This is a genomic window from Kitasatospora sp. NPDC096077 (genome assembly GCF_040303245.1).
Lineage (GTDB): Bacteria > Actinomycetota > Actinomycetes > Streptomycetales > Streptomycetaceae > Kitasatospora.
This window is the reverse complement of record NZ_JBEOSV010000017.1, coordinates 1-22,426: the sequence shown is the minus strand read 5'-3', so window position 1 is coordinate 22,426 and position 22,426 is coordinate 1. Positions and strand designations below refer to the sequence as shown.

Annotated in this window: 21 protein-coding genes; 14 read left to right on the top strand and 7 right to left on the bottom strand. The window is 75.2% G+C overall.

The window, feature by feature from the left end:
- Nucleotides 1-7 precede the first annotated feature (7 nt).
- Both ABTZ03_RS17060 and ABTZ03_RS17055 read right to left on the bottom strand, forming a co-directional pair.
- Nucleotides 8-1,201, bottom strand: a complete 1,194-nt coding sequence (locus tag ABTZ03_RS17060) for a lanthionine synthetase LanC family protein (RefSeq protein ID WP_350513762.1) — start codon at nucleotides 1,199-1,201, stop codon at nucleotides 8-10.
- Nucleotides 1,198-4,485: a lantibiotic dehydratase gene (locus ABTZ03_RS17055; protein WP_350513761.1), complete on the bottom strand. Its 3,288-nt coding sequence runs from the start codon at nucleotides 4,483-4,485 to the stop codon at nucleotides 1,198-1,200. Before ABTZ03_RS17055 ends, ABTZ03_RS17060 begins: the two co-directional genes overlap by 4 nt.
- Nucleotides 4,486-4,688: 203 nt before the next feature.
- Here ABTZ03_RS17055 and ABTZ03_RS17050 point away from each other — a divergent pair, with 203 nt between their 5' ends.
- Nucleotides 4,689-4,820 (top strand): hypothetical protein, encoded by a 132-nt coding sequence (locus tag ABTZ03_RS17050; protein ID WP_350513760.1) that lies wholly within the window; start codon nucleotides 4,689-4,691, stop codon nucleotides 4,818-4,820.
- Between the two features lie 150 nt (nucleotides 4,821-4,970).
- Here the strand turns inward: ABTZ03_RS17050 and ABTZ03_RS17045 are convergent, their stop codons facing one another.
- Nucleotides 4,971-5,876 (bottom strand): JmjC domain-containing protein, encoded by a 906-nt coding sequence (locus ABTZ03_RS17045; protein WP_350513759.1) that lies wholly within the window; start codon nucleotides 5,874-5,876, stop codon nucleotides 4,971-4,973.
- 397 nt (nucleotides 5,877-6,273) lie between these two features.
- On the opposite strand from ABTZ03_RS17045, the gene ABTZ03_RS17040 reads away from it, so the two are divergent.
- From ABTZ03_RS17040 to ABTZ03_RS17020, 5 genes are all read left to right on the top strand, one after another.
- A complete protein-coding gene (locus tag ABTZ03_RS17040; protein ID WP_350513758.1) occupies nucleotides 6,274-6,483 on the top strand; it encodes a hypothetical protein in 210 nt (69 codons plus the stop codon).
- Nucleotides 6,484-6,745: 262 nt separating this feature from the next.
- Entirely contained in the window at nucleotides 6,746-7,192 is a 447-nt protein-coding gene (locus tag ABTZ03_RS17035; RefSeq protein ID WP_350513757.1) for a DUF4231 domain-containing protein, read from the top strand.
- A gap of 82 nt (nucleotides 7,193-7,274) precedes the next feature.
- Nucleotides 7,275-7,931: an RNA 2',3'-cyclic phosphodiesterase gene (thpR, locus tag ABTZ03_RS17030; protein ID WP_350513756.1), complete on the top strand. Its 657-nt coding sequence runs from the start codon at nucleotides 7,275-7,277 to the stop codon at nucleotides 7,929-7,931.
- 196 nt (nucleotides 7,932-8,127) lie between these two features.
- Entirely contained in the window at nucleotides 8,128-9,345 is a 1,218-nt protein-coding gene (locus ABTZ03_RS17025) for a cytochrome P450 (protein ID WP_350513755.1), read from the top strand.
- The gene (locus ABTZ03_RS17020; RefSeq protein ID WP_350513754.1) at nucleotides 9,336-9,560 is read left to right on the top strand and encodes a ferredoxin; all 225 of its coding nucleotides are present in this window, start codon (nucleotides 9,336-9,338) and stop codon (nucleotides 9,558-9,560) included. The genes ABTZ03_RS17025 and ABTZ03_RS17020 overlap by 10 nt, the downstream gene beginning before the upstream one ends.
- A gap of 112 nt (nucleotides 9,561-9,672) precedes the next feature.
- On the opposite strand, the gene ABTZ03_RS17015 is transcribed toward ABTZ03_RS17020, so the two are convergent.
- Nucleotides 9,673-11,526 (bottom strand): DUF7927 domain-containing protein, encoded by a 1,854-nt coding sequence (locus ABTZ03_RS17015; RefSeq protein ID WP_350513753.1) that lies wholly within the window; start codon nucleotides 11,524-11,526, stop codon nucleotides 9,673-9,675.
- A 262-nt stretch (nucleotides 11,527-11,788) separates the two neighbouring features.
- Nucleotides 11,789-12,403 (bottom strand): TetR/AcrR family transcriptional regulator, encoded by a 615-nt coding sequence (locus ABTZ03_RS17010; RefSeq protein ID WP_350513752.1) that lies wholly within the window; start codon nucleotides 12,401-12,403, stop codon nucleotides 11,789-11,791.
- Between the two features lie 165 nt (nucleotides 12,404-12,568).
- Between ABTZ03_RS17010 and ABTZ03_RS17005 the strand changes: the two genes are divergently transcribed.
- The 8 genes from ABTZ03_RS17005 to ABTZ03_RS16970 all read left to right on the top strand — a co-directional run bounded on the left by ABTZ03_RS17005 (nucleotide 12,569) and on the right by ABTZ03_RS16970 (nucleotide 19,809).
- Entirely contained in the window at nucleotides 12,569-13,543 is a 975-nt protein-coding gene (locus ABTZ03_RS17005) for a hypothetical protein (RefSeq protein WP_350513751.1), read from the top strand.
- An 84-nt stretch (nucleotides 13,544-13,627) separates the two neighbouring features.
- The gene (locus ABTZ03_RS17000) at nucleotides 13,628-14,599 is read left to right on the top strand and encodes a LysR family transcriptional regulator (protein ID WP_350513750.1); all 972 of its coding nucleotides are present in this window, start codon (nucleotides 13,628-13,630) and stop codon (nucleotides 14,597-14,599) included.
- A gap of 10 nt (nucleotides 14,600-14,609) precedes the next feature.
- Entirely contained in the window at nucleotides 14,610-15,188 is a 579-nt protein-coding gene (locus ABTZ03_RS16995) for a TetR/AcrR family transcriptional regulator (RefSeq protein ID WP_350513749.1), read from the top strand.
- A gap of 83 nt (nucleotides 15,189-15,271) precedes the next feature.
- Nucleotides 15,272-16,504 (top strand): MFS transporter, encoded by a 1,233-nt coding sequence (locus ABTZ03_RS16990; RefSeq protein ID WP_350513748.1) that lies wholly within the window; start codon nucleotides 15,272-15,274, stop codon nucleotides 16,502-16,504.
- Nucleotides 16,505-16,559: 55 nt separating this feature from the next.
- Entirely contained in the window at nucleotides 16,560-17,498 is a 939-nt protein-coding gene (locus tag ABTZ03_RS16985) for an MBL fold metallo-hydrolase (protein ID WP_350513747.1), read from the top strand.
- Nucleotides 17,499-17,569: 71 nt separating this feature from the next.
- Entirely contained in the window at nucleotides 17,570-17,809 is a 240-nt protein-coding gene (locus ABTZ03_RS16980; RefSeq protein WP_350513746.1) for a hypothetical protein, read from the top strand.
- Nucleotides 17,796-19,187 carry an amidase gene (locus tag ABTZ03_RS16975; RefSeq protein WP_350513745.1) on the top strand — a complete coding sequence of 464 codons (1,392 nt, stop codon included), beginning with the start codon at nucleotides 17,796-17,798 and terminating at the stop codon, nucleotides 19,185-19,187. Before ABTZ03_RS16980 ends, ABTZ03_RS16975 begins: the two co-directional genes overlap by 14 nt.
- A 64-nt stretch (nucleotides 19,188-19,251) precedes the next feature.
- Nucleotides 19,252-19,809, top strand: coding sequence for a DUF2165 domain-containing protein (locus ABTZ03_RS16970; protein WP_350513744.1), 558 nt, complete (start codon nucleotides 19,252-19,254; stop codon nucleotides 19,807-19,809).
- A 253-nt stretch (nucleotides 19,810-20,062) separates the two neighbouring features.
- Here the strand turns inward: ABTZ03_RS16970 and ABTZ03_RS16965 are convergent, their stop codons facing one another.
- Nucleotides 20,063-20,929, bottom strand: a complete 867-nt coding sequence (locus tag ABTZ03_RS16965; protein ID WP_502894495.1) for an alpha/beta fold hydrolase — start codon at nucleotides 20,927-20,929, stop codon at nucleotides 20,063-20,065.
- 10 nt (nucleotides 20,930-20,939) lie between these two features.
- Complete coding sequence (locus ABTZ03_RS16960) at nucleotides 20,940-21,581, bottom strand: dihydrofolate reductase family protein (protein ID WP_350513743.1); 642 nt, start codon at nucleotides 21,579-21,581, stop codon at nucleotides 20,940-20,942.
- Between the last annotated feature and the right edge of the window lie 845 nt (nucleotides 21,582-22,426).

Below are 22,426 nucleotides of genomic sequence, written 5' to 3'. Positions count from 1 at the left end.
GCCGGGCTCAGCCGAGGAGCAGGAAGGCGTCCCAGTCCGGGGCGGTGGCGTCGGGGTGGAGGTGGGCGTGCAGGGCCAGGGCCGCGCCGGCGGTGCCCTCCAGGAGGGTGGCGGGCTCGTCGGCGGCGAGGGCGGCGGCGAGGTCGCGGGCGGTGGCCTCGGCGAGAGCGGGCAGGTGGGCGGCCAGGGCGGCGGAGCCGGAGTCCTCGGCGGTGCGCTGGACGATCCGCAGCAGGCCGCCGGTGCCGTGGCAGAGTCCGGGGCCGGCCAGGTGCCAGCCGGCGGGCTCGGCCAGGGCGTCGGCGAGCGCGGTGACGGCGGTGGCGCGCCAGTCCTGGCGGCCGAGCGCGGTGCCGGCCAGGAACAGGGCCCGGGCCGCGCCCGGGGTGCCGTAGCACCAGGCCGCCCGGGTCGGTGCGTCGGCGGGCGGGCGGCCCGCCTCCACGTCCTCGACGCGCAGGGTCATCGGCCAGCCGCCGCGGGGCAGCCGGTGGGTGGCGAGCCAGTGGGCCAGCGCCTCGATCGCCCCGTCCTGGCCGGGCACCCGTACGCCCTGCAGCCGGGCCAGGGCCAGCAGTGCGAGCGGGCCCGGGAACCCGTGCGCCAGACCGAGGTTGACGTGACCGCGGGGGTGGTCCGGGGCCGCGCCGGGCAGCCCCGGCCCGCCCGCCGTCCACCAGCGCGGCAGCGCCCCGCCGCCGGGTGCGGCCAGTTCCACCAGGGCGGCCAGCAGGTCGGCCAGCGCCGCTCCCCCCGGCTCCAGGGCCAGCAGGAGCCGGCCCAGGCCGGCGGCCCCCGAGACCGCGTCGAAGGTGTGGGCCCGCAGTCCGGCGCCGGCCGCCAGATCGGCCCGCAGCGCGGCCGTGCGCCCGGCGGCGGCCTCGCCCACCCGGGGCGTCAGCGCGTCCAGCAGCCCGCGGTACTCGCCGGGGGCCCGCGCCATGGTGCGGGCGGCGAAGGCCACCGCGGCGGCGCCGGAGTGGAGGCCGCCGGTGCGCATCGCGCCGGGGGCGCGGACGGCGGCGGCGAGCCGGGCGTGGGCGGCCCGGCGCGGCTCCGGGTCCGGCCCGGCCAGCACGGCGAGGGTGAGCGCGGTGCCGCTGAGTCCGGCGCCGAGCCCGGGGGAGGGGGCGGCGGCGGGGTCGGCCTCGGGCCGGGTGAGGCGGGCGGTGACGGCCAGGAGGGCTTCGGTGGGGGTCATCGGCCCTCGCTCGGGGTGGTGGGGCGGGTGCGGTGGGCTTCCACGGTGCGGTGGGCTGCCAGGGCGCGGTGGGCTTCGAGGGCGCCGCGGGCGAGGGCGTAGGCGCGGCGTTCGGACTCGCGGTCGATGCCGATGAGGCGGTTGTGGCCCATGTGGAGGACGGAGGCCAGGGCCGGACCGGCCGAGGGCGCGGTGAGGTGGGGCGCGTAGTCGGCGAGCCGGGCGGCGCGCCGGTGCCAGGCGGCGGTGAGGGCGGGGTCGGCGGGCAGCAGGCCGCCGGCGGGGGTGGTGGGGCCGTCGGGGCCGATGGCGCGCAGCGCGGCGGCGCGGTGGGTGCGGAAGGCCTGGTGGTGGGGTTCGGACTTGGGGTAGGCGGCGGCGATCCAGGCGCCGACGGTCGGCGGGGCGGGGCGGGCGGTGAGGAAGGCCCGGGCGGTGGCGGTGAGGTTGACGGCGGCGAGCAGGTCACCGGGCGCGGTGCGGGCGGCCCGGGCCAGCCGCAGGGCGGCGAGGGCGACCAGGCTGTCGGCGTGGAAGACGCGTTCGGCGTGGGCGAGCGCGTCCGGGCCGCCGTAGCGGTCGGTCTCGGGGAGGTAGCCGTCCAGCCGCAGGTCGGCGGCGAGCCCGGCCCGGCGCAGCTCGTGGGCCCAGTCGTGGAGGAGGGGCAGCAGGTCGGTGGCGAGGACGGACGGGGTGCCGTGGAAGCGCAGCCGCAGGTGCGGGGCGGGGTCGCGGTAGCGGATGAAGAACCAGCGGTCGACGTCGCCGGGCAGGGCGGCGAGCAGCCGGGGCAGGTGGTCGGCGAGGATCTCGTCGTGGCGGGCCTCGGTGGCGGCGAGGCGGGCGAACAGCCAGGGGCCGCCGGGGAGTTCGGGGGTGCGGGGGTGCGCGGCGGGCAGCGGCCGGCGCACCGCCGGGGCGGCCGGGGCGGCCGGGTGGGCGGCGCGGCGCAGCGGGACGACGATCTCGGTGGCGTGGGCGCCGCCGGGGCCGTGCAGCCAGCCGCCGTCGCCGTCCCCGTCGCCGGTGAGGTCCTCCTGGAGCACGGCGGGCCGCTCGGAGCGGGAGCGGCTGTGCAGCAGGCGGCGGTGCCAGGGGTCGTCCAGGTCGAGGCTGATCCGCTGGTCGCCGCTGAGCAGTTGCACGGCGGCGGGGACGCCCCAGCGGCGGCGCCAGCGGTCGAGGCCCTCGGCCCACTGCCCGTACGGGGCGTCGGCGCCGGGGACGGGGGCGGTGAGCCGCCAGGTGGCGGGGGCGAGGACGACCCGGCCGCGGCGGACCCGGGGCAGGGCGGGGGCGCTGCCGGCGGCGCCCCAGTCCCAGGGCTGCCAGGGGCGCCGTCCGGTGAGCGCGACCTCCTGGAGGAAGCGGGCCGCGTTGGGGGCGCCGGTGCGCAGGTTGAGCGCGTGGTGGGCGGTGGCGCGGACCTCGCGGCCGAGGCTGCGGGAGTGGACGCTGAGGCGCTCGGCGTCGGCGAGGACGACGAGGTCCTCCAGCGGGAGGGCGGCGGGGCCGCCGGGGTCGGGGAAGGCGCTGACGGCGACGCGGTGGCCGAGCCAGCGGGGGGTGAGGGCGATGTTGGCGTGGCGGGGGCGGTAGGGGGTGAACTCCAGGTGGGCGTCCAGGACTTCACCGTCGCCGAACCCCTCGCCGGCGCCGGTGGCGGCGGCGAGCAGGGCCCCGCCGTCCGGCCCGGCGAGGTGGGCGGCGAAGCGGCCGAAGGTGGCGCCGGCGCGGTCGCTGCCGTTGGTGGGGGAGAGCACGAGGCGGAACCGCCCGGCGTCCAGGGCCTCGACGGAGTCGGCGGCGAGTTCGGCGTACAGCTCCAGGGAGTCGGGCGGGGTGTCGGCGGCGTCACCGAACCCCTCCCGCGCCTCCCGCGGTTCCTGCGCCGGGACCAGGCGGGCGAGCAGCTCGTCGTCCAGGACGACCTCGGGCAGCGGGGCGCCGGGTTCGCGGTCGGCGAGGGCGCCGGCGGCGAGTTCGGCCAGCACCCGGTCGCGGGCAGCCTCGGCGTCGGTGCGGGCCCGGGCGGGCTGGGGGTTGGCCGCGCCGCGGGGACCGGCCGGGCGCCGGTAGCCGGCCGGCGGGCCGAGGCCGGTGTCGGGGTCGAGCAGTTCGGCGAGCGGGACGGGGCTGTCGGTGCCGTACCGTTCGAGGAACTCCAGGTGGTAGGCGCGCAGGTGCTCGGGGGCGGTGGCCGGCGGGGAGAGCCGCCACAGCAGGGTGGCGGTGTGCTCCAGCTCGGTGCGGACCTGTTCGGGCAGGACCACCTCGGCCGTCAGCGCGAGGTCGGCGTGCAGCGGGCGGTCGGCGGGCGCCAGGCGGGTCATCCGGCGGCGGGTCTCGCCCAGCACGGCGGTGGCCCGCCCGCGCGGCAGGGCGGCGGCCTGCGCCAACAGGTCCCGTACGGTGGCGAGTTCGGCCCGTACCGGGTGGCCGTCGGGCAGCCGGTCCAGGACGTGGCCGAGCAGGTCGGTGCTGTCCGGCGGGGGCGTCAGGTCGGTGAGCAGGAAGCCCTGGGCGACCAGCGTGCGCACGAGCGCGGCGATCGCCTCGGCCGGGGCGGCGGGGAAGTCGGCGGCCAGGGCGGCGAGCAACTCGGCGTGGCGCAGCGGGCGCTCGGCGTGCCGGACGGCGGCGCGGACCACGGCGGTGGCGCGGACGGTCCGCTCGGTGACGGGCTGCGCGCCCGCCTCCCCGGCGCCGGTCCCGGGGCCGGCCGGGGCGGTGCGCGGTTCGGGCAGGTAGGGCAGGACCAGCCGGTCGCCGCGCGGCACGATCTGCTGGTCGGCGGCCAGCCGCAGGGCGGGCAGCACCCGCGGGTCGGTGCGCAGCCGCTCCAGCAGCGGGAGGAGCCAGCCGAGGTCGGGGCGCAGGGCGCGGCGTTCGCCGCCGTCCCAGCGGACCTCGGCCCGGGGGCCGAAGCGGGCCGGTGCGACGGCGGCCATCAGGCCGAAGGGGGTGGGGCGGGTGGCCATCCGCAGCCGGTAGCGGCCGACGGCCTCGACCGCGCGGCGCAGCGCGGCCGGGCGGGGGGCGTCGCCGGCGGCGGCCGCGGCCACGGCCTGGTCGAGCTGGTCGGCCAGCGAGGGGCTGGAGACCTCGATCGCCTCGCGCAGGACCGGATCGGCGGCGGCCCCGGCGAGGTAGGCCAGGGGATCGCCGCTCCCTGGCCCGTCGGCGTGGCGCTCCTTGCGGGCCAGCGCGGGTGCGCGCAGCAGGACGGGGCCGGTCGCGGTGAAGAGCGCCTCCCGGTGTGCCGCGTGCGTCTTCTTCCCCACCGTGCCCCCCGTGCCGCCGTGTCGCCGTGTCGGGTCGTTCTATCCCGGTGACCGAAAGCTGTCCATGTTTGATCAGAAGTCATCAATAGTTGGCCGAATCCGTCTATCCGTCCGCGCACAGTCGTTGTCGGGCCCCGAGCGGGTGCCTAACCCTTGCAGCAGTCCGCCGCGGCCAGTCGCGGCACCGACGAAAGGAGGCCCCCATGGCCACCGACATGCAGGAGCTGTTCGACCTCGACGTGCAGGACCTCGTCGCCGCCGAGACCGGCGAGCAGGAGGACGCCGCGTTCAGCATCTCGTGCGAGGGGTCCTGCACCCGTCCGTGGTGCATCTGACCGTAGGGCCGGACCGGCCGCTCGGATCGTTCTGATCCGGCACCGGTACGGGTACGACCGGGCGCGGTTGCCCGGACCGTGTGAACGGTCCGGGCAACCGCGCCCGCTGTGCGTCCGCCCCGCCGCCCCGCCGCCCTGCCGCTCGGCTGTTCAGCCGCCCAGCGGCCCCGGCCCCGGCGGGGTCCCCGGCGCGGGTTCGGGCAGCGGCCCCCGCGCCAGGCGCAGCAGTTCCTGCGGGGTCAGTGCGGCCAGGCGCTCGCGGCCGACCCGCAGCACCTCCGCGGCCGCGGCCAGCAACTCGGCGGCCGTCCCGGGGTGTTCGGGCAGGCCGTGGTCCAGGCCGGAGGCGGCCAGGAACTCGCCGACCGCCGCGTGCAGCTGACCGGTGCCGGCCTCCCGGACGGTGAACGACAGGTGCACCGACAGCCCCTGACGGCCGGTCGCGGCGTGCGGGGCGCCGCGCGGCACGTACAGCACCTCGCCCGGTGCGAGCACGGTGTGCAGCGCCACCGGCCCCGGCTCCGGGGCGGGTCCCGGGCGCCAGCGCCCGTCGGCGGGCGCCTCGTGGACCGTCCACTCCTTCTCCCCGGCGAGCTGGACGACCAGCACGTCCGCACCGTCGCGGTGCACGTCCAGGCCGCGCCGCCCGGCGCCGGTCGCGAAGCAGAACGCCTCGGTGCGGCGGCCCAGTTGGCGGGCGATGTCGGCGGCCAGCGCCCGTACCGGGGCGTGCCACTGGTCCAGCTGCGGCAGCAGCAGGGTGGCGCCCCCGGCCAGCAGCGCGCCGATCCGCGCGGGGTCGGCCCAGCCGTCCTCGCGGCGCCCGGCCACCGTGCGGGTGGTGCAGAAGCGCTCGGGTGCCACGACCGCGCCGTCCTGCACCATCTCCACGTACGGCACCCGCAGCAGGCCTCCGTGCAGCACGGCGTCCAGCTCGTCCGGCCGGGGCAGCCCGGCGGGCCACTCCCCGGTGCGGAAGACCTGCGGCCGCTGCTCCTCCAGCGTCCTGGTGAAGGCGTCCGCGTCCCCCACCAGGCGGGCCAGTGCTCGTCCCATCGGCTGTCCCCTCTCGTCCGGTCCCGGCCGGCGCCCACGCTCCGGCGTCCGGCCCGGTACTGCGGTCGGCGGCTCACCGGCAGCCGACCGTCCCATGACAAACGGATGAACGGGGGAGACCGGTTGAATCACGACTTCCGCCGGAGCGGGGAACCGGCCAGCTTGCCCAGCCCGGCCCCCGCCCACCGGACGCGCCACGACCGCGCAGGTCACCGCGGTCCCCGACCGGCCGTCACCCCGCCCGCCCCGGGCCGGGGGAGGGGCCGCGGCGGGCGGAATCCGGCGGGTGTGGGATGGATCACACCCGCCCCGCCGGCCCGTCCACCGCCGGCCCCGATTGGGCCGTTCGGGTGAGCGCGGGGTTCGGCGGTGCGGCACGGTGGGCAGAGCCAGCGACATGACGACACCCGTGACCAGGCGCCGCCACCGCGGCCGTTCCGCCACGCCCGCCTCCGCCGCCCAGGCCCGGACGGCGCGGCAGCCGGGCCCGGCCGCGCCGGGCGGCCGCTGCTGCCGGACCTGGTCCAGCGAGCACCTCACCCGCAGCGGCGCGGCCGTCCGCACCACCTGGCACGAGCCCGCCTGCCCGGCCCGGGCCCGCCAGTGACCCCCGCCGGCCGGCCGGCCGACGCCGTCACCGCCCGGCACTGATCCCGCACCGGACGCCCGCCGTGGCCTCCACCCCCTCCGCAGGGGCCGAGGCCACCGCCGCCCGGCCGGACATGCGAGAGGATGCGCGGGTGGCCCGGGCACCGGGCCCGGCAGCCGCGGGAACCCGCACCGCTGCCGACGGACGCACGGCCGCCCGATCCGCGGGCGGGGCAGGCGTGGAGGCGGGGGCCGGGATGCAAGCGAACGGTGGGCCGGGCGTGGGACTCGCCCCGGCGGAGACGGCCGCCCTCCTGCTGGGGCGGATCCGCCGGGGCAACGACTACGCCCGCACGAGGAAGCAGCGCTTCCGCCGCCGCGCCTCGGCGATCAAACTGCTGACCCTGGCGCTGTCCGCGGCCTCCACCATCCTCCTGGGGCTGCGCCTGTGGGCGAACCTGGCCTTCGCGCTGGTCGCCCTGGTGACCACACTGGGCGCCGTCGAACCCTTCTTCAACTGGCGCTCCCGATGGGTGCTGATGGAGGAGACGCAGTACCGCTTCCAACGCCTCGCCGACGACCTGGAGTACCTCCTCGCCTCCACACCCGCAGCCGAGCTGACGCACAGCCGGCTCGACGCCGTCTTCGCCAGGTACCAGGCCGTCTGGGACGACCTGGGCTGCACCTGGCTGGAGCACCGCCGCGACCCGGCGCCGTCCCCGAACTAGGGCGTATCCGACAATTCGCACCGGATCAGCACGCGGCGCCCGTCCCCGGGGCCACCGACGGCCGGGATGCTAGAAAACCCCCGTGGACGATCACCCCGAACCCTCGACCCGGCGCGTCTTCGTGGCGCTCGCCCCGCCCGACGACGCCAAGGACGAACTCGCCCGGGCCCTGCGCTCCGCCTACGCCGACCACCCCCGGCTGCGCTGGAACCGCATCGAGGACTGGCACATCACCCTGGCCTTCCTCGGCGAACTGCCCGTCGCCGCGATCCCGTCGCTGCGCCCCGCCCTGGCCGCCCTGGCCGCCGCGCACCCCGCCCCGCGACTGGTCCTGCGCGGCGGCGACCACTTCGACGACCGGCTGCTGTGGACCGGCGTCGACGGCGACCTCGACGGCCTCCACCACCTCGCCGCCGACGTCCGCGACCTCGCCCGCTCCTGCGGCATCGCGTTCCGCGACCGCCCGCTGCGCCCCCACCTGACCCTGGCCCGCGCCCGCCGCGACGACCCCATCAGCGTGCCGCTCGCCGCGGACGGGCTGGCCGCCTTCGCGGGCCGCCCGTGGCGGGCCGAGCGCCTCCACCTGGTCGGCAGCAACACCGGCCGCGGTCCCGGGCCGATCCACTACCGGGACATCGAGTCCTGGCGGCTCGGCACCGCGGTCCCGGCGGGCGGCGCCGCCGGGGCACCGCCGCCCCACCCCGGCCCCGGTGCCGAACGGGCCGACGGCGCCCGGTAGCTGACGGTGCGTGCCGACGGTGTTACGCTCGCAGAAAGGAGAGTCAGCTCTCACTTGTCGGCCGGGACGGGCACACCGTCCGCCACGGGCGGCCCGCGAACGCGGCCGCCCACGGCCGCGGCCCGGACGGCCGGGAGGGGGAGCGGCTCCGCCGAGCGCGCACCGCCCCGTGGCCTTCGGCCGGTGAGGAGAGACCATGACCGCCCCCGCCCCCGCCCCCCGGTTACCCTTCGAGCGCCCCAACGCCCTGGACCTGGCGCCCCTGCTCGCGCGGCTGCGCGAACAGGGCCCGATCACGAGGGTGACGACCCCCGCCGGCGACCCGGCCTGGCTGGTGACCCGCTACGAGGAGGCCCGGGAGGTCCTGAGCGACACCCGCTTCTCCCGGCAGCGCCCCGACACCGAGGACGGGCCGCGGATCTCCACCTCGGCCCTGCACACCCGCCCGGCCGGCACCCCCGAGGAGGAGGACCGCGAACACGCGCGGATGCGGCGGATGCTGGCGCCCGCGTTCAGCGCGCCGCGGATGCGCCGCCTGGGCGAGCGGATCGGCGAACTCGCCGAGTCCTGCCTGGACTCGATGGAGGCGGAGCACGCGCGGCACCCGGACCGCGCCGTCGACCTGCACGAGCACCTGTCGTTCCGGCTGCCGGTGATGGTGATCTGCGAACTGCTGGGCGTGCCGATCGCCGACCGGGACCTGCTGCGCGGCTGGTCGGAGCGGATCGCCGCCCTGTACGGCGGGGAGGACGCGGCGGCGGCGATGGCTGAGTTCGAGGCCTACGTGGCCGCCGTCGCCGAGGACAAGCGCGGGCGGCCGGGGCAGGACGTGTTCAGCGACATCCTGGCCGTGCAGGCGCAGGACCCCTCGTTCACCGAACAGGAGATGACCCGCCTGGCGGTGGGCCTGCTGTTCGCGGGCCACGAGACCACCTCGGCCCGGATCGACCTGGGCGTGCTGTTCCTGCTGGGCGACACCGCCCGGCGGGACCGCTTCGCCGCCGACCCGCAGGGGACGGCCCGCGCGACCGTGGAGGAGATCCTGCGGATGGCCGCGCCCGGCGGGCTGGGCCTGACCCGCTTCGCCCGCGAGGACCTCACCGTCGCCGGGACGGCGATCGCCCGGGGCGAGGCGGTGCTGGTGGCGATCAACGCCGCGAACCGGGACGCCCGGGCCTTCGAGGAGCCGGACGCCTTCGACCCGTCGCGTTCCCCCAACGCCCACCTCGCCTTCGGCCACGGCGGCCACTACTGCATCGGCAACTCGCTGGCCCGCACCGAGCTGCAGACCGCGCTGACCGCGCTGTTCCGCCGCTTCCCCGGCCTGCGGACGGCGGTGGACCCGCACAGCCTGCGCGACCACTCCGAACGGCTGGCGGGCGGCCTCGGCGAGGTCCCGGTCCGGTGGTGGTGAACGGGGGACGGCGCCACGAGCGGGTGGAGGCGGACGCCGCGCGCTGCGTGGCCTCGGGGCAGTGCGCGGTGACCGCGCCGCTGGTGTTCGACCAGGACGAGGACGGGCAGGTCGTGGTGCTCACCGCCGAGCCCGTCGGGGCGGCCGCGCAGCAGGCCCGCGAGGCGGCCGCCAGGTGCCCGGTCTCGGCGCTGCGGCTGCGCCCGGCGGGCTGACGGGGACGCCCGTACCGCAACGGCGGCGGCCGGACCCCCGGTGAGCAGTGGGGGTCCGGCCGTCATCGTGGTGCTGTCGGGTCATGCCCGGGAGGGTGTCCCGGGTCGGGGGTCAGTGCTTGCCGTGACGCCGGGAGAGCCAGAAGAGCCCGCCACCGGCGGCCAGCAGGAGCGTCACCAGGGCGATCTCGCCGATGGTGCCGGCACCGGTGTGCGGCAGCACGCCTCCGGGCGGGCGACCGTGTCCCGGGTGCCCGCCCGAGGGGCTCGGGCTGCCACCGGGCGACGGCGAGCCGCTGGGGCTACCGCTCGGGCTGCCGCTGGGGCTGCCGCTCGGGGAGGGCGACCCGCTGGGGGACGGCGAGCCGCTCGGAGAGGGCGAACCGCTGGGCGAGGGCGAACCACTGGGGGACGGCGAGCCGCTCGGCAGGATGATGACGACGTGCGCGCGGCACCGGGCGTCGGTGGAACCCGCCTGGCAGTCGGTCGACTTGGCCGAGACGATCGGGTTGTCCAGGAACTGGTCGCCCGAGTACGGGCTGTTGACCTTCACCTGGTAGGTGAAGCTGCCGTGCTGCCCCGAGGTGAGCTGTCCGGTCCAGGTGATCGTCCTGGCCACCGGGTCGAAGGTCGCCGTGGGCACCGTCGAGCTCAGCGAGCCGTCCACGAAGCTGCTGTGCTGCAGCACCTGGCTCAGGTCGTCGGTGACCGAGGGGAGTTCACCGTCCGGGAACTGGTCGTTGCCGGTGTTGGCGTAGGAGACCGTGTAGGTGACGACGTCGCCCGGGCTGGCCGTGGCGCGGTCCACCGACTTGGCGACCACGAAGCTGGGCTCGTCGGCGTCGACGAAGCAGGCGTCGGTCGCCGGGTCGATGGTGCAGGCCGTGATCTGCCCGTTGCCGGCCCGGTGCCGCGCCACGTCGGGGCGGGGCAGGTCGCGCAGGTAGGAGTCCGGGATCAGCGCGGAGCGGTTCGCCGGGGGCAGCGGGTTGCTCAGGTCGGTGCCGCCGTGGTGCGGGTAGAGCGCCCGGACGATGTTCACCAGCTCGGTGTTGCCGGGCTTGAGGCCCTCGGCGGTGATCGACAGGTGGATGGTCACCGTCGCGCCGGCCGGCAGGTCGCCGCGCCAGACCACGAAGGAGGGCGCCACGTAGCTGATGGTGCCGATGTCCGCCTGCGCGTCCGCGTCGTACTTGGACTCGCCGACGATCTGGGACATGTCGTCCTCGAGGCCGGCCTGGCGGGCGCCGACGAAGTCGACCGTGCCGTCGTTGGTCGCGGTGATCGTGTAGTGGATGGTGTCGCCGATCTCGACGTCACTGCGGTCCTCGACCTTGGAGACCGTCCAGTGCGGCGAGCCGAGCTCGACGTGGCAGCCCGGCTCGGTGCCGGTCGGGCAGTTGCTGAACTTCGGGCCGGTGACCGCGTCGCGCAGCATCTTCGGGCCGTTGTCGGGGTCGTTGGCCGTCAGGGTGTAGACGATCTTCGTGCTGTCGCCGGGGTTCAGGTCGCCGACCCAGGTCAGGATGGGCTGGACGTAGGACAGCTTGCCGGTGCCGACCGTCGCGTCGTTGTCGTAGACGGCGTCGGCGAGGTCGCCGCCCAGGTCGTCGGTCACCACCGCGCCGGTGATCGGCACGTTGCCGTCGTTGGTGAGGGTGATCGTGTAGGTGATCTTCTGGCCCGGGAGGTAGTAGTCCCGGTCCGCGGTCTTGACGATCTGCAGGTGGCAGTACTGCGGATCGTTGTTGTCGCCCCTGGGGGCGGCGAGGGCCTTCGTGGCCGGGCGCGCCGGCGCGGGCGCCGCGGCCGGGGCGGCGGGCGCCACGGCGGCGGGCGGGTTCGCGGCCGCCGCGCGGGCGGGCGGGTCCACCTGCGCGCTGGACGGCAGCGCGGCGGCCAGCAGGCCGCCGCCCGACAGACAGAGTGCGATGAGCGGGACGACCCAGCGGCGTGCGCCTCTCATCGGCGTACCTCGCCGGTCGGGGCGGGCACTCCCAAGGTTCTGGTCACTGCATCTCCTTCGTGATGCCGGGTGGTTAGGCCGAGAATAAATAAGGGAATGCCGAAAGAATTGGACCAACGCGAAGTCGCTGGCCATTCTGATTAAAACTCAGTTTTTATACAGATCGGCCTTTTGTGGCAGGTCGGGGGCCGTGAAATCGAACCGGTCGTCACCATGGGAAAACCCGTTCGCATTCGCCCCCGCATCGCGGTGCGGCAGTGCGTCAGGGCGTGCGGGTGCGCAGCGCGGGGGCGGGGCAGGGCAGCGGGCGGGCCCCGGCGGGGGAGAGGCCGTCCAGGACCAGGGCCAGGTACCGGCGCCAGCCGTCCTCGCGCGGGTCCATCGTCCACAGCACCGAGATCAGCATGACGACGACGCGGTGCAGGTCGTCGGGGACCAGGTCGGCGCGGAGCACGCCCGCCTCCTGGCCGCGCGCCAGCAGGTCGTCGAGGGCGGCGAAGAACTCCTCGCCGGTCGCCGGGGTCAGCACCCCGGCGGCCCGGGCGGCGGCCAGCACGTTGTGGTCGCCGGCCACCGACTCCAGGGCCGTCCCCAGCACCCGGGCCAGCGCGGCCGCGGGGTCGGGGTCCAGGGCGGCCGCCTCGATGACGGGCCGGACGTTCTCGGCGAAGCGGGCGTCCAGCACGGCCCGCAGCAGCGCGGCCTTGTCGGGGAAGCGGCGGAACAGCGTGGCGGCCCCGACACCGGCCCGGCGCGCCACGTCGTCCAGGTGGGCGTCGGGCCCCTGCTCGGTGAAGACCTCCCAGGCGGCCCGGATGATCTTCTCCGCGTTGCGGGCGGCGTCGGCGCGCAGCAGCCGGGGGGAGTCGGTGGCCATCCCGGCAGCCTATCCAAGCGCCGCCGCGGCGGGCCTGCGGACCGTCAGCCGGGGGAGGGTCAGAGGCCCGGGCTATGACCCCATAGGGGGCCGCCCACTACCCGGAGTTGGTGGGTGCACGGAGGATTCCCTGCGTACCCACTCAGCAACGGACGAGGGAAACACGTGCAGTTGAGAAGAATGGCCGCCGCCACCGTCGTCACCGCCGGGGTCACCGGAATCGTCGCGGTGGCGCCCGCCCCCGCCGCGCCGGCCACGGCGGGGGAGCGTCGCCCGTCGCCCTCCGCCCCGCGCGCGTCCGGCCCGGCGGCGGAGCCGTCCCCGAGCGCCACCCCGACCGCCTCCCGGAAGCCGGCCGCGGCGGATGCGGCGCTGGAACTGCGCGGCCTGCCCGGCGAGTTCGTCCCCGGCGCCGACTGGCGGGAGTTCACCGCCGTCCTGCACTACGCGGATCCGGCCGAGCAGTTCAGCCGCATCTTCTTCCAGGTGCACGACACCCAGGGGGCGGGGCTCAAGGTCGACCAGATCGAGGTCAAGTACTTCCTGGACGGCCACTGGCGGTCCGCCAGGTCCTTCAACGATCCGACGGACGACTGGCAGGACTTCCCGATCCCGGAGGAAGAGGACCCGCTCCCGGCGGACGTCACCGAGATACCGATCCAGCTGAGGTTCGGCGCGGGCGCCCCGCTCACCGACCGGATCGACATCGGCCTCATCGGCTACTACGGCCCCACCCGGATCGTGAAGATCCAGCCCCTGAAGGTCATCCGGCTGGTCCGCGGCACCCCCACCCCGACCGCCACCCCCACAATCACTCCCACCCCGACCGGCACTCCCACCCCGACCGGCACTCCCACCCCGACCGGAACCCCCACTGCCACCCCCACCGCCACCGGCAGCCCGGAGCCGTCCCCCACCGCCACCGCCACCGGCAGCCCGGGAACCCCCGGCCCCTCCGAAACCCCGGGCCCCGGGCCCGCCGACCCCGAACCCGCCACCCCGGCGCCGGGCGGCGAACTGGCCCGCACCGGTGCGGACTCCGTCGGCACGCCACTGAAGGCCGGCCTCGTCGCGCTCGGCGCGGGCGCGGCACTGGCCCTCGCCGCCCGGGCCGCCCGCGCGCGACGACGACGGCACTGACGGTCCCGCCGACGCCCGAACCCGCCCGGACGGCAGGGCACTCGGCCCACCCGTCCCAACCGCCACGACGTCTGCGAAGCCACCATGCCGCTGTCCCACCGTGTGCCCGACCTGTCCAGCCTGGAGATGCTGCTCGCGGTCGCCCGGCTCGGCAGCCTCGGCAAGGCCGCCGGGGAGGCCGGCATCAGCCAGCCGGCCGCCTCCGCCCGGATCCGGGTCATGGAGACGCAGATCGGGGCCGCTCTGCTGGAGCGTTCGCCCAACGGCTCCCGTCTCACGGCGGCCGGAGCCCTGGTCGCCGGCTGGGCGGCCCGGGTGCTGGAGGCCGCGGAGGCCCTGGACACGGGCATCGAGGTGCTGCGCGGCGAGCGCGAGGACCGGCTTCGGGTCGCGGCGGGCCAGACGGTGGCCGAGTGCCTGCTGCCCGGCTGGCTGGTCGGACTGCGGGCCGAACGCCCGGACACCTTCGTCTCGTTGAGCGCCGACAACTCCCGCGCCGTGGCCGAGAAGGTGCTCCGCGGCGAGGTCGACCTCGGGTTCGTCGAGAGCGCCACCGTCCCGCCGGGGCTGGCCGCGGCCGTGGTGGCCCGGGACGAACTGGTGGTGGTGGCCGCCCCGCAGCACGCCTGGGCGCGCCGCAGCCGGGTCCGTCCCGCGGAGCTGGCGGCCGCCCGGCTGGTCCTGCGGGAGCCGGGGTCGGGCGCCCGGCAGGTCCTGGCCGGCGTCCTGGCGCCGTACGGCGGCCTGGCCGGCCCGCTGCTGGAGCTGTCCTCCTCGACGGCGGTGAAGGCCGCCGCGGTCTGCGGGGCCGGGCCGGCGGTGCTCAGCCGGCTCGTGGTCGAGGAGGAACTGCGGGCCCGGCGGCTGGTGGCCGTCGACATCGCCGGGGTCGACCTGGGCCGGGCCCTGCGGGCGGTCTGGCCCACCGGCCACCGGCCCCGGGGCCCGGCCCGCGACCTGCTGTCGACGGCCCGCCGCGCGGCCCGCGCCGATCCCGGCCGCCCGGCACGGGCGCTCCGGGCCGGCACCCGGCCAGACGCAACTCCTTCGCGTTAAGCTGTGGTCCATGAGTGCCAAACCGACCACACGCCCCGGCGGGCGCAGCGCCCGCGTCCAGCAGTCCGTGCACCAGGCCGTCCGCGATCTGGAGGCGGAGGCGGGGCGGGACGCGCTCACCGTGCCGCTGATCGCCGCCCGCGCCGGGGTGACGCCCTCCACCGTCTACCGGCGCTGGGGCGACCTGCGGGAGCTGCTGTCCGACGTGGCCGTGGAGCGGCTGCGCCCCGACGCCCCGCCGGCCGACCACGGCAGCCTGAGGGAGGACCTGGAGGCCTGGGCCCTGCAGTTCGCGGAGGAGATGGACTCGACGGCGGGCCGCACGTACATCCGCGACGCCCTGCTGGGCGACCCCGAGCAGGGCAACGCGGTGCGCTGCTCCGACTACGCCGCCGATCAGCTGAAGGCCCTCGGGGTGCGGGCGGCCGGGCGCGGGGAGGCCGTGCCGGGGGTGGAGACCCTGCTGGACGCCGTCGTCGCCCCGCTGATGTACCGGATCCTGTTCCGCCCCTCCGACCTGTCCCAGGCCTACGTCGACCGCCTGGTCGCGGCGGCGCTCGGCAGCACCCCGCCCCCACCGGCCGCCTAAAAGCTAAATATTTGCGTCATGGGAGCCCGAGTGCCTAGAGTGCTTAATGCAAAGCATTCGCCTTAACGGTTCGAGGTGCTCCCATGACCAGCGTCACCGCCCTACCCACCCACCCCCACCCGCGTTCCCGCCGGCTGCCCCTGCTGAGCCGTCAGGGCGCCTTCCGGCTGCACGCCTCGGTCCTGGTGACCCTGCTCGCCGCCTCCAGCGCACCGACCCCCCTCTACGCCCTCTACCAGAGCGCCTGGCACTTCTCCGCCCTCACCCTCACCGTCGTCTTCAGCGCCTACGCACTCGCCCTGCTCGCGGCCCTGCTGACCGCCGGCACGCTCTCCGACCACCTGGGCCGACGCCCCGTCCTCGCCGGAGCACTGCTGGCCGAAGCCACCGCGATGGCCCTCTTCGCCACCGCCCAGTCAGTACCCGCGCTGATCGCCGCCCGGATCCTCCAGGGCCTGGCCACCGGCGTGGCCACCAGCGCCGCCGGAGCCGCCCTGCTCGACTTCGAGGACCCCGACCGCCCCGGCCGGGCCACCCTCGTCAACGGCATCACCCCCGTCGCCGGCATGGCGGCCGGCGTCCTGGCCGCCACCGCCCTCACCCAGTACGCCCCCGCCCCCACCCACACCGTCTACCTCCTCCTGCTCCTGCTCCTCACCACCCAGGCCGCCGCCGTCCTGCGCACCCCCGAAACAGCCCACCCCCACCCCGGCGCCCGACGCTCACTGCGCCCCACCATCACCCTCGCCCCCGCCTCCCGCCCGGCCCTGGCCCTCGCCGCACCCGGCATCGTCGCCGCCTGGGCACTCGGCGGCTTCTACTCTTCCCTCGGCCCCTCACTCGCCCGCCTCATCGACCCGCACACCACCCCCGCCACCGGCGGACTGATTTTTTTCACCCTGACCGCCGCAGCCGGCCTGGCCGGCCACGCCGCCCGGGCACTGCCCGCCCGCACCGTGACCGCGGCCGGCACCGCGCTCCTGATCCCGGGCACCCTGCTCACCCTGAGCGCCCCCCAACTGCACAGCCTCCCCGCGCTGTTCACCGGCACCGCGCTGGCCGGCGCGGGCTTCGGCACCGTCACCCAGGGCGCCCTACGACTCCTGCTGACCCCGGCCGCCCCACAGGAACGCGCCGCCACCCTCGCCGCCTACTACGTCCTCAGCTACCTGGCCATGAGCCTCCCCGCCGTCCTGGCCGGCCTGCTGACCACCCGGTACGGCCTGCGGACCGCCCTCTCGCCCTACGCCGCGACCGTCCTCCTGCTGGCCCTGACCGGCCTCACCCGCACCCTCCACCGGCCGCGCACCGCCTGAGCACGCCCCACCCCCCCCGCACCACGGCACCCAGCACCACCGAAAGGACCCACCGATGACCAGCACCGCCACCTCCCACCCGGCCGCCCCCCACACCAGCACGGGCTGGAACCTCGGCGACATCACCGTCCACCGCATCGACGAGATCGAACTACCCCGACAGACCGGCCCCTGGCTGCTCCCGGCCGCCACCCCGGAGGTCCTCGACCAGGCACCCTGGCTGCGCCCCGACTTCGCCGACGCCGAGGTCCCCCGCCTGGCCAGCCACGCCTTCGCGATCGAGGCCGGCGGACTGCGGATCATCGTGGACACCGGCATCGGCAACGACAAGCCCCGCGCGAACCCGGCCTGGAACGGCCTGGACACCGACTTCCCGCAGCGCCTGGCGGCGGCCGGCTTCGCGCCCGAGTCCGTGGACCTGGTGATCACCACCCACCTGCACACCGACCACGTCGGCTGGAACACCCGCCTCACCGACGGCAACTGGGTCCCCACCTTCCCCAACGCCCGCTACCTCACCAGCCGCACCGAGTGGGACCACTGGGCCGCCGCCGAACTCGACGAGGCCCGCGCCCAGATGTTCCGCGACTCCGTCCACCCCGTCCGCGACGCCGGACTGTACGCCCGGGTGCCCGTACCCGACCAGGGCCGCGGGTACGAGGTCGCCCCCGGCATCCTGCTGGTCCCCGCCCCCGGCCACACCCCGGGCCAGGTCGCCGTCGAACTGCTCGGCAGTGACCGCCGGGCGCTGATCACCGGCGACAGCATCCACCACCCCGTCCAGCTGTCCCACCCCCACGTGCACAGCTGCGTCGACGTCGACCCCGCCGAGGCGGTCCGCACCCGCGCCCGACTCCTGGAGCACCTGGCCGACACCGACGCCCTGCTCATGGGCACCCACTTCCCGCACCCCACCGCCGGCACCGTCCGCCGGGAGAACGGCCACTACCGGCTGCACGCCGAACCGGGCACCGAACTCCCCGCAGCCGTCTGAAGCGAACACCCGGCCTCCATCACCCCGGGCCACCCCACCCCACCCACCCCCGACCAAGAAGGAGCACCCCCGTGCCCACCCCACCCACCCCACCCACCGCACTCACCCCACCCGAAGCCGCCCGCTGGGCCGCCCGCACCGGACTCCTCCTGCCCACCGAACGCCACGCCGCAGTGGCCGCGGTCGCCGACCACATCCACGGCGTCCTCGCCGTCCTGCACGAGCTGGACCTCGCGGACACCCCACCCGCCACCGCCTACCACGCGACCACCCACCCCACCGCCCAGGAGCAGCACCATGCAACCGTATGAACTGACCCTCACCGCCGCCGCCGAGGAGATCCGCACCCGCCGACTGTCCCCGGTCGAACTGGTCGACTCCGTCCTCGACCGCATCGAAACAACGGACCCGCACCTCGGCGCCTACGTCACCGTCACCACCGACCAGGCCCGCCGAGCCGCCCGCGAAGCCGAACACCACATCACGCACGGCCACCACCGCGGACCCCTGCACGGCATCCCGATGGGCCTCAAGGACCTGATCGACGTCGCCGGGATCCCCACCACAGCCAGCTCCCGGGTCCGCGCCGACCACCGCGCCACCACGGACAGCACGGTCGCCGCACGCCTGAACCAGGCCGGCGCGGTCCTGCTCGGCAAGACCCACACCCACGAGTTCGCCTTCGGCCTCACCACCCCGCAGACCCGTAACGCCTGGCACACCGACCGGGTCGCCGGCGGCTCCAGCGGCGGCTCCGCGGTCGCCGTCGCCGCCGGCAGCGCCACCTTCGCCCTGGGCACCGACACCGGCGGATCGATCCGGGTACCCGCCGCACTCAACGGCGTCGTCGGCCTCAAACCGACCTACGGCCTGGTCTCCCGACACGGCGTCACCCCCCTGTCCTGGTCCCTGGACCACGTCGGCCCCCTCACCCGCACCGTCGAGGACGCCGCCCTGGTCCTGACCGCACTGGCCGGACACGACCCACGCGACCCCGCCTCACTACCCGGACCCACCCCCCACTACCGCACCGACACCCCAACAGACCTGACCGGACTGCGCATCGGCATCCCCCGCACCTACTACTTCCACCACGTCCACCCCGACGTCGAGAACGCCGTCCGCGACGCCATCGGACACCTCGAAACCCTCGGGGCACAGCTCATCGACATCGACATCCCGATGACCCGCTACATCCAGGCCACCCAGTGGGGCCTGATGGTCCCCGAAGCCGGCGCCTACCACGCACAGAACCTGCGCACCGCCCCCGAGCTGTACCAGGAGGACGTCCGCATCCTCCTGGAAGCCGGCCAACTCATCGGCGCCGGCGACCACATCCGCGCCCAGCGCGCCCGCACCCTGATGCGCGCCGCCTGGGCACAGACACTCCAACACGTCGACCTCATCGCCGCCCCCAGCACCCCGATCACCGCCGCCCCCACCGACCAGACGACCATCACCTGGCCGGACGGCACCACCGAGGGCGTCTCCGACGCCTACGTACGCCTCAGCGCCCCCGCCAACATCACCGGACTGCCCGCCCTGACCCTCCCGGTCGGCCACGACCCGGCAGGCCTGCCGATCGGCATGCAACTGCTCGGCCACCCCCTCGGCGAACCCACCCTCCTACACGTCGGCCACGCCTACGAGCAGACCCAGCCCACCCGCCCCTTCCCCACCACAACCTGACCCACCCCCACCCACCCAACCCCCACCCACCCACCCAACCCCCACCACCCACTAGCCTCACCACATGCTGACCACCCGCACCACAACCCCACACCCCACCACCCGCGACCGCCTACTCGCCCTCGGCACCCCATCCACCGCCGCAGCCGCACTCACCGGCACCAACGCCCTCTACCTCCTGCTTGTGGCCTTCGGAAACATCACCGACTTCGCCACCAACCAAAAGTTCGTCCAACACGTCCTCGCCATGGACACCACCTTCCAGGACCAGAACCTGATGTGGCGCTCCATCACCTCCCCGGTCCTGCAGAACACCGCCTACATCGCGATCATCACCTGGGAGACACTCACCGCCCTGATCCTGACCGCAGGCACCCTCGCCTGGTGGCTACGCCCCCACCTGGCCCGCCGCCTCAGCACCCTCGGCCTGCTCCTCATGCTGCTGCTCTTCGGCGCCGGCTTCATCGCCATCGGCGGCGAGTGGTTCGCCATGTGGCAGTCCAAGACCTGGAACGGCCTGGACGCCGCGATCCGCAACGTCACCCTCGCCGGCCTGGCCCTCCTGGCGGTCAACCTGCCGCCCCGCACCCCCGCAACCACCACCCCCACCCCACCACAGTGACCCCCCCCACCCCCACCCCACCGGAACGACCGACTACCGACCAACCGCCCCCAACACCCAGGCGACCAGCCCAACACCGGCCCCAGCAACCACGATCACGCGCTGCTCACCACCCAGCCGGGCCGTCTTCGAACGCGGGAGTCCGCTGCCCGGACGGCGACAGACGGAACGGCCCCGCAAGCGCGACGGTCCCACCCGTGCGCCGGTCCCACCCGCGCGCCGGTCGCGCCACGTCACCCCGTCGGAGCGTGGGCTACCCGAGGGCGAGCATCGCCCCAGCCACCTCACCGACCGCCCCAGCAGGGATCGCAGTGGCAGCCTCCTCCAGAACGAGCAACCGCGCCCCGGGAATCTCCCGCGCCAACGCCTCACCGTTGCCGAGCGGGAAGAACCGGTTTCCACGCCCATGAACCACCAGCACGGGCACCTCGATCCCCGGCAGCCGCTCACGCCAGCGGGGCGTACAGTCCAGCCTGCCGAACACCGACCCCAGCTGATTGGCCAACTGAACCGGGGGAGCGGTGCCCGGAGTGCGGTCCCAGACCCGCCCGGCGACGGCACGCGCAACCACCGGATCGTCACCGAGGACCTCCGCCCCGGCCGCGGCGAACTCCGCAACCGCCGCACGGTCACCCCAATCCGGCACCGCACGCGCGAACAACCGACTCATCACCACCTCGTCATGATCGGGAAGATCCCCGTCCGGCGGTCCGGGGGCAACCGGACGGGTACCGACCAAGGTGAGCGCCGAGAACACACCGGGATGGTCGAGCACAGCCACCTGGGCGACCATCCCACCGACACCGATCCCCGCGAGGTGCGCAGTCACCCCGCCGAGCGCACCGACCAGCGCCGCCGCATCGGCCGCGAGATCACGCAAGTTGTAACGCGGCGCCTGCGGATCCCCCGTCGTCGACTCCCCACTGTCACGCAGGTCGTAACGCACCACCCACCGCCCACCCGCCGCCAGACGCTCACACAGCGCATCAGGCCAGGACAGCATCGTCGGCGCACCCACCAACAGAACCAGCGGCCCCCCACCAACACCGAACGACTCAACCCCCAAAACAACCCCGTCCCCGGCCCCGTCCCCGGCTCCGTCCCGTCCCACTTCCACCACGGCCACCGGATCACCGAACCCCATCACGCCCGAGCCCCCGGTCCGGCAGAGTCATGTCCCCCGTCCGCGGCACGCCCTCGGCAAGCCCGTACCGCAGGAACACCGTCCCCTGCGGCCCGGCCACCGGCGGCTCCAGAAGCGCCACGTTCATCGGCACCACACCGTCCTCGAACACCTTCTTCCCGACACCGAGCACGATCGGATGCACCCACAGATCGAGCCGGTCGAACAGCCGCTCCCGCAACAGGGACTGCACCAGATCCAGACTCCCGACGACCTTCACGTGCTCGTGCCGCTCACGCACCTCACGCACCGCCCCCGCCAGATCCGGCCCCAACAGCGTGGACCCGGCCCACGGCAGCTCCGGCGTGCCACGCGAGGCCACATACTTCGGCACCCTGTTGAAAAGCTCGGCGATCTCCCCCTCCCGCTGCCCCGGCCAGTAGGCCGCGAAGATGTCATAGGTCCGCCGCCCGAGCAGAAGGGCATCCATCCCCTCGTACGCCGCCAGAATCTGCGCCCCGGTGACCTCATTCAGCAACGGCGCCTGCCAGCCGCCGAACGGAAAACCCACCGGATCCTCGTCAGGCCCGCCGGGCGCCTGCCCGACCAGGTCAAGCGTCGCGAACAGCTCGATGTGGATCAGTCCCATGTCCGTACTCCCGATCAGTTGGTCGTCCCCGTCGAGATGTAGACCCACCACACTCGCAAAAGTCATCGCCACGCCGACACCCGATTCCCCCAACCCACCCTCGGGCGCAACCCCCCGCCCCACCGCGCCAACAGAACGCCCCCCGAACACCCGGCGACACCCCCACCGCCCGCGCGAAGCCACAAGCCCGAGCCGCACCCCAACCAGGCCAGTACCCGCCGCCCAGCCGCGTCCAGCAGTACCTTGGCATCCGCCTGCAGAGCACCGCCCTCGTGCCGGGGGCGATGGCTGCGCCATTGCCAGTACGGGAGAAGAGCGGCGTTGTCCAGGCCGTAGCCGGCCGAGACACGGCTAAGGAATGAGTAGGTCGTCTCCCCAGCGAACGGAGACACCCGGAAGATCCGTGTAACCATGACCTCAGCCTCGTGGGCATCGGCAGGACCTGGAGGCAGTTCCTTCTTCCGCAAGCTGTGCGATGCCTCGTCGAGGTGGAGTTGCCTGGTTTGCCTGCGCGATACGACATTCCGTGCCATGTGCCGGAGGCGGGGTAGCCCTGGGGCGGTGCCCCGGTAGCTCCCAGGCTTGCCCGCGCTACCCGGCTGCTTGGGGCAGCCAGAGCAGGCTGCCCCAAGCAACGGAAAATCAGCTGTGCAGCCGGATCCACAGCCGATCGCGCGGCGCTGATCACGGAGATTGGCCGGTACGGCGGCGGACGGGCGCGGTGAGGTGGTGCACCGAGAGGTGTTCGTCCGTCCTGACCACACCTGACCGGTCGCCACCCGACAGCACGGAGGCCCTTGCTCCTGCTCGGCGAGACACGGAAAGCGCTGGAATCGTGACGACAT